The 12,894-nt window shown below is 38.4% G+C and carries 11 protein-coding genes; all 11 read left to right on the forward strand.

Annotated features, from left to right (window positions below):
• Window positions 1-74 precede the first annotated feature (74 nt).
• The 11 genes from LY28_RS01970 to LY28_RS02020 all read left to right on the forward strand — a co-directional run bounded on the left by LY28_RS01970 (window position 75) and on the right by LY28_RS02020 (window position 12,854).
• Window positions 75-1,610, forward strand: a complete 1,536-nt coding sequence (locus LY28_RS01970; protein WP_278302478.1) for a YifB family Mg chelatase-like AAA ATPase — start codon at window positions 75-77, stop codon at window positions 1,608-1,610.
• A gap of 45 nt (window positions 1,611-1,655) precedes the next feature.
• Complete coding sequence (gene dprA, locus LY28_RS01975) at window positions 1,656-2,792, forward strand: DNA-processing protein DprA (RefSeq protein ID WP_110460493.1); 1,137 nt, start codon at window positions 1,656-1,658, stop codon at window positions 2,790-2,792.
• A gap of 217 nt (window positions 2,793-3,009) precedes the next feature.
• A complete protein-coding gene (locus LY28_RS01980) occupies window positions 3,010-3,999 on the forward strand; it encodes a CBASS cGAMP-activated phospholipase (RefSeq protein WP_110460494.1) in 990 nt (329 codons plus the stop codon).
• A gap of 199 nt (window positions 4,000-4,198) precedes the next feature.
• The gene (topA, locus tag LY28_RS01985; protein ID WP_110460495.1) at window positions 4,199-6,472 is read left to right on the forward strand and encodes a type I DNA topoisomerase; all 2,274 of its coding nucleotides are present in this window, start codon (window positions 4,199-4,201) and stop codon (window positions 6,470-6,472) included.
• A 143-nt stretch (window positions 6,473-6,615) separates the two neighbouring features.
• Window positions 6,616-7,923, forward strand: a complete 1,308-nt coding sequence (gene trmFO, locus LY28_RS01990; protein ID WP_110460496.1) for a methylenetetrahydrofolate--tRNA-(uracil(54)-C(5))-methyltransferase (FADH(2)-oxidizing) TrmFO — start codon at window positions 6,616-6,618, stop codon at window positions 7,921-7,923.
• A gap of 128 nt (window positions 7,924-8,051) precedes the next feature.
• Complete coding sequence (flgB, locus tag LY28_RS01995) at window positions 8,052-8,423, forward strand: flagellar basal body rod protein FlgB (RefSeq protein ID WP_110460497.1); 372 nt, start codon at window positions 8,052-8,054, stop codon at window positions 8,421-8,423.
• Window positions 8,424-8,429: 6 nt separating this feature from the next.
• Window positions 8,430-8,873 (forward strand): flagellar basal body rod protein FlgC, encoded by a 444-nt coding sequence (gene flgC, locus LY28_RS02000; protein WP_110460498.1) that lies wholly within the window; start codon window positions 8,430-8,432, stop codon window positions 8,871-8,873.
• A 132-nt stretch (window positions 8,874-9,005) separates the two neighbouring features.
• Window positions 9,006-9,314, forward strand: coding sequence for a flagellar hook-basal body complex protein FliE (gene fliE / locus LY28_RS02005; RefSeq protein WP_110460499.1), 309 nt, complete (start codon window positions 9,006-9,008; stop codon window positions 9,312-9,314).
• Window positions 9,315-9,410: 96 nt separating this feature from the next.
• Window positions 9,411-11,003: a flagellar basal-body MS-ring/collar protein FliF gene (gene fliF, locus LY28_RS02010; RefSeq protein WP_242981120.1), complete on the forward strand. Its 1,593-nt coding sequence runs from the start codon at window positions 9,411-9,413 to the stop codon at window positions 11,001-11,003.
• Window positions 11,004-11,062: 59 nt separating this feature from the next.
• Window positions 11,063-12,091: a flagellar motor switch protein FliG gene (fliG, locus tag LY28_RS02015; protein WP_110460501.1), complete on the forward strand. Its 1,029-nt coding sequence runs from the start codon at window positions 11,063-11,065 to the stop codon at window positions 12,089-12,091.
• Window positions 12,084-12,854 carry a FliH/SctL family protein gene (locus tag LY28_RS02020; protein ID WP_242981121.1) on the forward strand — a complete coding sequence of 257 codons (771 nt, stop codon included), beginning with the start codon at window positions 12,084-12,086 and terminating at the stop codon, window positions 12,852-12,854. The genes fliG and LY28_RS02020 overlap by 8 nt, the downstream gene beginning before the upstream one ends.
• Window positions 12,855-12,894 lie beyond the last annotated feature (40 nt).

Here is a 12,894-nt window from a genome sequence, read left to right on the forward strand (position 1 = left end):
TATAAATCAATCAGTGCTTCAATTATTAAATTATTTGAACTATTCGGCATACGGTTCAGTATAAAGAAAAGAGGATTTCAATGGTATCAAAAATAAACAGCTGCGCACTGACAGGCATTAACGGGCGCATTGTCGAGGTTGAGACAGATATAAGCAACGGTATTCCTGCTTTTGATATTGTAGGATTAGGAGATACTGCGGTAAGAGAATCCAGAGAGAGAGTTCGGGCAGCCATAAAAAACAGCGGTGAGGAATTTCCTGTAAGGCGGATAACAATAAATCTTGCCCCGGCAAATCTCAGAAAGGAGGGGTCTGTCTATGACGTTTCAATTGCTATAGGAATTTTGAGCGCAAAAGGAGCAGTGAACGATAACGAACTGAATTCCTACATGTTTCTGGGAGAGTTATCCTTAGACGGGGAAGTTAAACCGGTAACAGGAATTCTTCCTATGGTCAGCTGTGCGTATGAAAACGGGATAAAAAACATATTTGTTCCGGAGGCTAATGCGGATGAGGCAGCCGTAATTAAAGGTATTAATATTTTACCTGTGAAAACACTTATGTCAATAATCGAGCATTTGAACGGCAAGAAGACTATAGTACCGTATATGATAGATATTGACAGCCTGCTGATTAGTAACGCAAGGGCTTCGGCGGACTTCAGCGATGTAAAGGGTCAGGCCAGTGCCAAGAGGGCGATGGAGGTTGCAGCCTGCGGAGCTCATAATTTACTGATGATAGGCTCTCCGGGAAGCGGAAAAACCATGCTTGCAAAGAGACTTCCTACAATATTACCGAATATGACTTTTGAAGAGGCTATTGAAGTTACAAAAATATACAGTGTTTCGGGACTCTTGCCTCAAAAGGCTTCGTTAATTACAGCCAGACCCTTTAGAAGCCCTCATCATACAATATCTGATGTTTCCTTGGCAGGAGGCGGCAAGCACATTAAGCCCGGTGAAGTCAGTCTTGCTCATTACGGGGTTCTGTTCCTTGATGAATTTCCCGAGTTCGGAAAAGCTGCTGCCGAGGTATTGCGGCAGCCTTTGGAGGATGGAGAAATCTGTATTTCCAGAGCCAACAGCAGCGTAGTATATCCCGCTAAAGCAACATTGATTTGTGCGGCTAATCCGTGTAAATGTGGATTTTATTTAGAACCCTCCGATAAATGCAAATGTACTCCCAGAATGGTCCGGCAGTACTTAGGCAAGCTTAGTCAGCCTCTTTTGGACAGAATTGATATTCATACAGAGATACATTCCTTAGGGTATGATGAGCTCGCAGCACGAGAGTCAGAAGAGTCCTCTGCCGATATAAGGGAAAGAGTAAATAAAGCCAGAAGAGTTCAGCTTGAAAGGTACAGAGGAATGGGAATATACTCAAATTCCGAGCTTTCTGCTTCGTTGATAAAAAAATACTGTGAATTGGACAGATATACATCAGCCTTGCTGAAAAGGGCCTTTGAAAAGCTTGGTCTAAGTGCCAGAGCGCATGACAGAATACTGAAGGTTGCAAGGACAATTGCCGATATGGAGAAATCAGAAGGAATAAAATCGGACCATATTGCCGAGGCAATACAGTACAGAAGTCTGGACAGGATAAGGGTGTGACAGAGAAAATCAACTAAAATCAAGCTTACTGCCGGGAGGAAAATAATGAAAGAGATAGAATATTGGATATGGATAACCTCATTGGAGGGATTAGGTGCCGTAAAGGCAAGGACACTGCTTAAAATATACAAGCATCCGGAAATTATATATCATATGTCAAGTCAGGAGCTCGTTAAAACAAGGCTTCTGACAGATAAAAATATTCAGGAGCTTTTGAATTGTAATAAAAGAGAAAGAATAAGTGAGATTTATAGCTCAATGGTGAAGCACAATATAAAAATTATAAGCATATTTGACGAAATATATCCAGATAATCTTAGGCAGATTTATGATCCTCCTGTTGCCTTATACTACATAGGAAAGTTTGAAATTAATGCTTTCATCATAGCAATTGTAGGCTCAAGAAAGACTACAAGCTATGGGGCACGTTCTGCGAAAAAATTATCTTACGAGCTGGCCGCAAGGGGGACCCGGATTGTCAGCGGTCTGGCACGTGGAATAGACAGGATTGCACATGAAGGATGTCTGGATGCAGGCGGTAAAACGATAGCCGTCTTAGGCTGCGGACTTGATAATATATACCCTCCTGATAATATTGGACTTTTTGATAGAATAGTTAATTCAGATGGTTTGATACTATCGGAATATCCGCCGGGTATGCCCCCGCTTCAACGTAATTTTCCCGCAAGGAACAGGATAATCAGCGGTATTTCTTCAGGAGTTTTAGTAGTAGAAGCAGCAGGAAGGAGCGGATCATTAATTACTGCCGGTTATGCCCTGGAGCAAGGAAGAGAGGTTTTTGCCGTACCCGGAAATATAGATTCGGCATATAGCGGCGGTGCCAATCAGCTTATAAAGGACGGGGCAAAAATGGTTTTGGAGGTAAATGATATTTTAGAAGAATTTCCATGGGGTGAAAAAATTATTGCTGATATTCTGAAAGAAGATCTGAGCAATAATTTTATAAAACAAAACAGTAAATCTAATTTCAGTATATTCAGAGGCTTAAGTACCGAGGAAATAAGAATGGTAAAAATTATTTCAAATGGAGTTCATCATATTGATGAGATAATTGAAAAGAGTAATATTTCTGCAAAGGAAGCTAATAATTTTCTTTTTATGCTGGAAATGAAAGGAGTAATTTCACAGCTTCCCGGTAAAATATTTGAATTATGTCTTTAGGGGCTTGTGAGACTTAATTAATGACAACATTGTATATACAGCATCATATATTAAAAATATAGCTGATTTGTATATTTAATTTTGAATGATGATAATTATAGAATGATTTAATTGAATTATTTTGTAATTTAATCATTATTTTGAAAAAAATATCTTTCATATTATTGTCATTTATGGTAAAATAAATGATAAATTTATATTATTTTGAGAGGTGATTATGGGAAAAGTAAAAATTTTATCAATTGATGGTGGAGGCATCAGAGGAATAATTCCTGCAATGGTACTTGCTAAAATAGAGCAAATTACATCAAAGCCCATATGCAAATTATTTGACTTTATTTCCGGCACATCTACAGGCGGAATATTAGCGCTTTCCTTAACGAAGCCATCAGCTCAAAAGAAGGATATGCCGGAATACAGTGCCAATGATATCGTAAATATGTATATCCAAAATGGAAAAAAAATATTTTCTTCAAATATCTTGCACAAAATTACTTCTCTGAATGGACTGCTGGATGAAAAATATTGCTCGGCGGGGATTGAGACAGTGCTAAGGGAGTATTTAGGCAGCAGTAAGCTTTCGGATTGCTTAACCCATGTACTGATTCCTTCATATGAATTAGGCCTCAGAAAGCCGTTTTTTTTCAAAAGCTGGAATGCAAAAAATCCTGACAAAAGAAACTATGATTTTTTTATGTGGCAGGTGGCGAGAGCGACATCTGCGGCACCCACATATTTTGAGCCATTTAAGCTGAAAACTGATATCAGGGATAAGGTTAACTATTACAGCCTTATTGACGGGGGAGTTTTTGCAAATAACCCCGCTATGTGTGCATTTGCAGATGCCAAGGTATTATTTAACGATAATGATGATATAATGATGGTATCCTTAGGTACGGGTCAGCTGACTAAATGTATCCCATATGACAAGGCGAAGGACTGGGGATTGGCCAGATGGGCAAAGCCGATTCTTGATACAATATTTGACGGAGAAAGTGATACCGTTGATTACCAGCTTAAGCATCTGCTGAAAAAAAATGATTACTATCGTATTCAAGCCAGTCTTGCACAATTGGGAAAGGATGAGATGGATGATGCCGATGATGAGAATATCCACGAATTGAAGCTGTTGGGGCAAAGCTTAATTGAAGAGTGGCATGCAAGCGGAAAATTGGATAGATTATGCAGCAGGCTTGTTGTAATATGAAAATATTAATTGACGGCTGTAACTTATGAGAATAATTTGCTTGTTTTTATATAGAATTATTAATGTAAGGTTGACAGAATTTAAAATCCAGTTTACATTAATATTGTTTGGCACAGATTAATTAATAAATATTTTCTTAAATATTTACTTACATTATTAAATATTATTAATTAAAAGAAATTATATACGGAGGAAAAAAATGGCTGATAACCTGGTTATTGTGGAGTCTCCCGGTAAGGTAAAATCAATTGGAAAGTTTTTGGGCAAGGGGTATAAGGTGGAAGCATCTGTCGGGCATGTGAGAGATTTACCGAAAAGTCAGATGGGTGTGGATATTGATAATAATTTTGAGCCTAAATACATCACTATAAGGGGAAAAGGTGATGTGATTTCAAAACTTAAGAAGGAAGCTAAGTCTGCAAAAAAAATCTATCTTGCAACTGACCCTGACCGTGAGGGAGAGGCAATATCCTGGCATTTGGCTCATATTTTAAATATCGATAACGGACAAAAGTGCAGGGTTTCTTTCAATGAAATTACGCAAAATGCAGTAAAAAATGCATTAAAGCAGCCCAGAGAGATAGATATGGGACTTGTTGATGCACAGCAGGCGAGAAGGGTTTTAGACAGAATAGTAGGCTATAAAATAAGCCCTTTGCTTTGGAAAAAGGTAAAGAAAGGCCTCAGTGCAGGAAGAGTTCAGTCTGTTGCAACTAAAATGATTTGTGACAGAGAGAGAGAAATCGGAGATTTTGTCCCGGAGGAATACTGGTCAATTATTTCAACCTTGGAAAAACCAAAAACCAAGCCATTGTTTGAGGCAAAGTTTTATGGGACAAAAAAAGAAAAGATTGAGCTGGCGAATGAGGAACAGGTCAATCTTATTCTGAGCGAAATAGGAAAAAATAAATATATTGTACAAAAGGTCAAGGAGCAGGAAAAGAAAAGGTTTGCGGCAGCTCCTTTTATTACCAGCACCTTGCAGCAGGAAGCATCAAGAAAGCTCAGCTTCAGTACCAAAAGAACAATGATGGTTGCTCAGAAGCTGTATGAAGGTGTTGAAATAAAAGGCCGAGGCTCAGTTGGTCTGATAACCTATATGAGAACAGACTCCACAAGAATATCAGCAGAGGCTCAGGCAGAGGCAGGAGATTATATAAATAAAAAATACGGAGCCGAATATGTTCCGGATACTCCCAGAATATATAAAAATAAATCTGCTTCTCAGGATGCTCATGAAGCGATTCGCCCATCTTATGTAGATTTGACACCGGATGAGATAAAGGATTCGTTAACACCTGAGCAATATAAAGTTTACAGGCTTATTTGGAGCAGATTTATTGCAAGTCAAATGGCATCCGCAGTTTATGATACGGTTAACGCCGATATTTCTGCAGGCGAATACCTCTTTAAAGCAAGCGGTTCAAAAATCAAGTTTCCGGGATTTATGGTTTTATATATTGAGGGTAAGGATGAGGACTCAGAGGAAGAGGTTAATAGCCTGCCACAGCTCTTTGAGGGTGATGAGCTTGAGCTGAAAAACAATTTGCCCAAGCAGCATTTTACTCAGCCTCCTCCCAGATATACTGAAGCAACCTTGGTTAAGGCACTTGAGGAGAAAGCAATTGGAAGACCAAGCACGTATGCGCCTACAATATCTACTATTTTATCAAGAGGATATGTAATAAAGGACAAAAAATGTCTGCTGCCCACTGAATTAGGCAATATAGTAAATGAAATAATGAAAAAGCATTTTAAGGATATAGTCAATGCTGAATTTACTGCACAGATGGAAGCCGAGCTAGATGATGTTGCCGAGGGAGAAAAGGAATGGAAGGAAGTCCTTAAAGAATTCTATGCTCCTTTTAAAGATGTATTAAAGGAGGCTGAGGAAAGTATCGGAAATGTTGAGATTCCTGTAGAGGTATCTGATGTGCAGTGTGAAAAGTGCGGCAGGTATATGGTTGTCAAGCAAGGAAGATTTGGCAAGTTTTTAGCATGTCCGGGATTTCCTGATTGCAGAAACACAAAAGCTATCGTGGAAGATGCAGGTGTTTTATGTCCGATTTGTCAGAGCAGGGTACTTATAAAAAAGACAAGAAAAGGAAGAAAATATATCGGCTGTGAAAAGAATCCGGAATGCTCATTTATGAGCTGGGATATGCCGGCGGCTAATGAGGCATGTTCGATTTGCGGGTCTTTTATGCTGCAAAAGGCTTCAGGCAAGAAGATTTCGCTGTACTGCAGTAATGAAAAATGCAGCAGCAATGCCGAATTAAAGGAAAAGGCCGAATTAAAGGAGACGAAAAATAAAACAAACTCAAAAACATCTGCGGCTGTAAGTAAAGCTTCTGCCAAAGTAAAAACAGCGGCTGGAAGGAAGAAGCAGGAAAAGGATTCGGCAGCAAGGAAAAAGCCTGCCGGGAAGAAGAAAGCTGAAGCTAAGAAGAAAGCGGCAGCTGAAAAAAGTTAGCTCAAAATAAGGAACAGTCAGTATAATATGAGATACAAAAAAGGTAAGCAGCTTAGAAGCAATTAAAAAAATTATTTTGAACCGAAAGCGCGCAATGCCCTTTCGGTTTATTTTGTGCTGATACCGGGCGTGGAGGTTATAGAATGAATAAAACAATAAATGTTATTGGAGCAGGATTAGCCGGATGTGAGGCGGCATATCAGATTGCCAAGAGAGGGATAAAGGTCAGGCTATATGAGATGAAGCCTCAGAAGTATTCTCCTGCACATCACTCTGAAAATTTTGCAGAGCTGGTATGCAGCAATTCACTTAGGTCGGATCAATTGGAAAATGCGGTGGGACTTCTGAAAGAGGAACTGCGGATAATGGATTCGTTAATTTTAAGAGCAGCAGATGCAACAAGAGTTCCGGCAGGCGGAGCTCTTGCTGTTGACAGAGAAGGCTTTTCGGAGTATGTTACAAAGGCTGTAAGGGATAATGAAAATATTGAAATAATTTACGGGGAGCAGGACAGTATACCGGATGATAATATTACTGTTATAGCGACAGGTCCGCTTACATCGGAGTCGATGTTTACGTATATCAGGAAGATTATCGGGGATGATTACCTCTATTTTTTTGATGCGGCTGCACCAATTGTTTCTTATGAGTCTATAAATATGGACAAGGCATTTAAAGCAGCCAGATATGGAAAAGGGTCTGAGGATTATATAAATTGTCCGATGAACAGAGAAGAATACGAAATTTTTTATAATGAATTGGTAAGCGCAGAATTGGCAGAGGTTAAAAGCTTTGAAAAGAACATGGTATTTGAGGGCTGTATGCCCATAGAGAGTATGGCACAAAGAGGTAAAGACACAATGAGATATGGCCCTCTGAAACCTGTAGGCTTGATGGACCCCAGGAAAGAGGCTAAACCATATGCGGTTGTTCAACTCAGACAGGATAATAAAAATGCCACACTATATAATATAGTAGGTTTTCAAACACATCTGAAATGGCCGGAGCAGAAAAGAGTGTTCAGCTTGATTCCGGGACTGGAAAATGCCGAATTTGTCAGGTATGGAGTTATGCATAGAAATACTTATATAAATTCTCCTAAACTATTGGATTGCACATATAAACTAAAATCCAGTGATAATATTTATTTTGCCGGACAGATTACAGGTGTGGAAGGGTATATTGAGTCAACAGCTTCAGGCTTTGTGGCAGGAATAAATGCTGCCGCAAGGAGTCTTGACAGGGAAGGTATAGTTTTTCCTGCCAATACTTCCATTGGCGCGCTGAGTAATTATATTTCGGATGCCGGCGTGAAAAACTTTCAGCCAATGAATGTCAATTTCGGATTGTTTAGCAATGTGGATACCAGTATTAGAGATAAAAGGAAAAGAAACTCTCTAATAGCACAAAAATCTATAGAAATCGTGGTAAATATTAACAAAATGTTCTAAAAATAGTGAGTAATTAGTCCTATTATCAGTGAATGTGAGCTTAATTTGTTGTTTTTTTAAGTTTAATATGCTAAAATTTATCTAATAATATATGTTCATATTTACATCTTATAGGAGAGTGATTGATTTTGATACAGGGATTATACGGGAAGAATAGCATTATGGAGAAAGCCCTTGATGTAGCTCAAGCCAGAAATGACACTATTTCACAGAATATAGCAAATGTAGACACCCCTGATTATAAGAGGAAAGATGTTGCATTCGAACAGTATTTTGCAGATTCACTTAATAAAGGGAATATTAACGAAGAGGTTGACAAGTTCCAGCCTGCTGTTATAGAGGATAATTCAGATTCCAGCATGCGTATTGACGGCAACAATGTCGACATTGACAGCGAAATGTCTTATTTGGCCAAAAATACAATTAGATATAACGCTTTAGTTCAGCTGATAAACGGTAATTTCAGTAAGATAAAAAATGTTATAAGAGAAGGGAAATGATGATTTATGGGTTTCTTTAGTTCGCTTGATGTTGGCGCTTCTGGTTTAACTGCTCAAAGAGTCAGAATGGATATAATTTCTCAAAATATAGCAAATGCAAATACAACCAGGACAGAGAACGGTACTCCTTATAGGAGAAAAGAAGTATTGTTTGAAGAACGCTCAGGTACGGGAAGTTTTTCTGATGCTTTGTCAGCTGCCAGTGATAAATTATCTGATGGACAAGGTGTACGAGTTACAAAAATCATTGAAGATTCTTCAGAATTTAAAAAGGTATATGATCCCGGACATCCGGATGCTGATGAGGATGGCTATGTAAGTATGCCAAATGTGGATGTAGTCACAGAAATGGTAAATATGATTTCAGCTACAAGGTCATTTGAAGCAAATGTTACATCTATAAATGCAACAAAGTCTATGGCTATGAAAGCTTTGGAAATAGGAAAATAAATGCTTTAGTTTCAATAGTATTTTGAAAGAGTTTAACTGAGGTTGAAAAATGATAGCAATCTCTGCGCAGCAGAGGTTCTCCACAGGTTTCTTTACTATATTTTGTGCCGAAAATTCGGCGTGGAGGGTATTATGGCAATTGATGGGATTTCGCAGGTAAAACAGTTAATACCAGACAACTTCAGAATTAGTGGTATTGATGATCAGGGTAAGGCATCCGGGGTGAGTTTTGGTGAATATCTTAACTCTGCTCTTATGAAGGTTACTGATTTGGAGAATCATTCAGATCAATTAAAGGAAGATTTTGCTTTAGGCAAGACAGATAATATTCCTGAGGTATTAATTGCTGGTGAAAAAGCTAATATAGCTTTGCAGTTTACTATGTCTATAAGAAACAAGGTAGTTGATGCATATTCTGAGATTATGAGAATGCAGATATAGGCAAATAGCAAATTAAATGCGAAACGGTTTAATACAGTGTTATGTGATAATTTGGGGGAAAATACTGTACTAAAGATAAATTAATACAATATTGGGGTGGTAGTTTTGCCAGAATTTTTATCAAAGATACTTAAGCCGATTGTTGATTTTTGGAAGGGATTAGAAAAATCCCAAAAAATTAGGATATATATAACGGCGGGTATTGTTACTGTTGCTGTTGGATTAGGTCTATACTTACTTACAAAGCCTACATATACTACGGTAATTGAAAATGCCAGTTCTACGGATATAGCAGCAATGCAGAAGGTGTTAACAGAAAAAGGAATTTCATACAAGCTGACTGACAATAAGGCAGGCATTATTGTGGATGTGAAAGACAGTGATAATGCCCATTTAGAATTAGCTACTGCGGGTTATCCCAAAAATGGCCTGACTTTTGCTGATGCTCTCAGCAATATTAAAATTAATACAACCGAGAGTGATAAGAAGCACATATGGCAAGAGCTTGATGAGTCGGATATTGCAAGGCAGCTTAAGCTTATTCAGAATGTTAAGGATGCAAGTGTAACGATATCCGTACCTGAAAGTACGCTTTTTATTGATTCTACTAATAATAAAGATGCGAAAGCCTCTGTTGTAATTACCCGTGATGGAGAGATTACGCCGGAGCAGGCTCAGAATATCGTCAAGGTAGTTGCAAGCAGCGTTGAGGGATTGGATCCTTCAAATGTTACGGTTATTGATGAAGAAGGTAATGCTTTAAATTCCGATACAGACAACGAAATGAGCAAGACCTCGACAAAATATGAAATGAAAATAAAAGTAAAAACAGATCTTGAAGAAAATCTTAAAAATGTGCTCAATGGTCAGCAATTTGACAGCTTTGATTCAGCCAAAGTTGTTGTAAATCCTATACTTGATTTTGACACATTAACTCAATCGTCAAAAGAAATTTCAAATCCGAATGATATGGATTCCGGAGCAGTAACGGCTAAAGAGGAGTCAAAAGAGGAACTGACAAACGGAACTGAGGGAGAAACTGTCGGCATGGATGCAAATCCCGGAACAACAACTCCGTCATATCCAAATGGCTCAACTAATGCGGAATCTTATAAAAAGTCAAGCCTTAAAGAAACCTATGCTTATAATCAATCAGAAAAGCAGAGCGAAAAATCTTTGGGAGAGGTAATACCTGAGAAGACTACTGCTGCCATTACTCTGCTGTATGGTAACAGAGTAGCTGATGATACTAAATTGACTGATGAATTAATAGCTCAGGTTCAGGATTTAGCCAGCAAGGCAACTGGTATTCCTGTAGAAAATATTGCTGTTACAAAGTTAAAGGTGCAGCCGAAGGTTGAAGAGGTACCTACAACAGCTGAAATGATAAAAGGCTTGCTGTCAGAGTATGGCTTGTTGGCGTTGCTGCTGTTAATGCTTATCGCATTGGTAATAGTTGCAATTCCAAGAAAGAGCAAACAGCAATCTCAGGAGCCGGTATTTGCTGCTGCTGCCGATGAACTGCTTCAGCCCAAATATAATTTAAATGATTTAAGACAAGAGCCGGTACCTGAAATAGACACCGAAGAAAGGTCGGAAGTTAAGAAGCAATTGGAGAAGTTTGTAAAGCAAAAGCCGGATGCTGTTGCTCAGTTGCTTCGTAATTGGCTTACAGATGATTATGAATAATATGTTTTGTAATTTATATAAAGTTATCTGAAAAAAGTAGACATAATTTATTTTGTGGGGTGAAGAGTTTGACTAGAGCTAGTTCAAAGACTGAATACAGCGGAAGAGAAAAAGCGGCAATGTTGCTTATTTCTTTGGGGCCCGATAAGTCTGCTGAGATTTTTAAGCACTTAAAAGAAGAGGAAATAGAACAGTTAACTCTTGAAATAGCGAATATAAGGTCAGTTAGTCCTGAGGAAAAGGAAAGAGTTCTTGATGAATTTTATCAAATTTGTCTTGCACAGGAATACATAGCAGAAGGCGGTATTGGTTACGCAAAGGACATTCTGGAAAAAGCGTTAGGTTCTCAGAAGGCTGTTGATATTATAAATAAGCTGACTGTATCATTACAGGTCAGGCCTTTCGATTTTGTTAGAAAGACAGATCCCACGCAACTGTTGAACTTTATTCAGGGAGAACACCCACAGACAATCGCATTAATATTAGCATATTTAAAACCGCATCAAGCCTCTATTGTGCTATCTGCACTTCCGCAGGACAAACAGGCTGATGTTGCCAGAAGAATAGCGACAATGGACAGAACCTCACCAGACGTAATTAAGGAAGTTGAGCGTATTCTTGAAAAAAAACTGTCTTCACTGGTTACAGAGGACTATACTGCGGCTGGTGGTGTTCAGTCGATAGTAGATATCCTTAACTCTGTTGACAGGGGAACAGAAAAGTTTATTATGGAAACCTTAGAAATTGAAGATACAGATTTAGCGGAAGAAATAAAGAGACGTATGTTTGTATTTGAAGATATCCTTACTCTTGACGGAAGATCAATTCAAAGATTTCTTAGAGAAGTTGATAATAATCAGCTTGCGGTTGCGCTTAAAGGTGCAACGGATGATGTTCAAAGACTTATTTTCTCGAATATGTCTAAGCGTCTGAGTGAAATGATTAAAGAGGACCTCGAATTTATGGGGCCTGTAAGGCTCAAAGACGTAGAAGAAGCACAGCAGAAGATTGTCAACATTATACGTAAGCTGGAAGATGCAGGAGAGATAGTTATTTCCAGAGGCGGAGGAGATGAAATAATTGTCTAATAACAAGGTTTTTAAAAATCACCAGATAAATGTCGGTATGCCATTTCAGGTTTTAAATCCAATGACATATCAACCACCTGTTGTCAGAATAAAAAATGCAGATGAGAAACAGCCAGAAGAATTAGAAAATGTTGATTATAAAGCAATTGGAGAGGAAATAGTTAATAAGGCGAAAGAAGAAGCTGATTTTATTGTGAGGGAAGCACTTCTGGAGGCTAAAGAAATTATTTCCAAGTCAAGTATTGAGATTGAGGAACTGAAAAACAAGGTGATATTTGAAGCAAAAGAAGAAGGGTACGCAGAAGGAATCGCTCAGGCAAAGCAGGAATATGAACATTTAATTGAAGAAGCTCAGGGAATTAAAGAACAGGCAGGTGTCGAGTATCAAAAGGTTTTGAATTCTCTGGAAACAGATGCTGTAAATACTATTTTAGAAATTGCCAGAAAGGTTATAAGTCAGGAAGTTAAATGCAAACAGAACATTTTGCTTTTAGTCAGAGAGGCTTTTGAGAAGTGTTCGAAAGACAGTAAGGCAATCTTGAGAATTAGCGAGCAGGATTATGATTATATAAACGAAAATAAGGATGAGCTTTTTTCAATGCTTCAAAGATCAGAGGAAACGGAAATCAAAAAGGATTTGTCTTTAAAAGAAGGAGGCTGCGTGATTGATACTTCCTTGGGAAGTATTGATGCAGGCGTTGATACCAAGCTTGACAAGCTTGAAAGTGATTTTAGGGCTGTTTTGGGCGAAAGGCTTGCTTAAATATGCTTTGCTGCGAACCTTGTGTTTTGTATAGAAATAA

Source organism: Ruminiclostridium sufflavum DSM 19573 (assembly GCF_003208175.1).
GTDB lineage: Bacteria > Bacillota > Clostridia > Acetivibrionales > DSM-1351 > Ruminiclostridium > Ruminiclostridium sufflavum.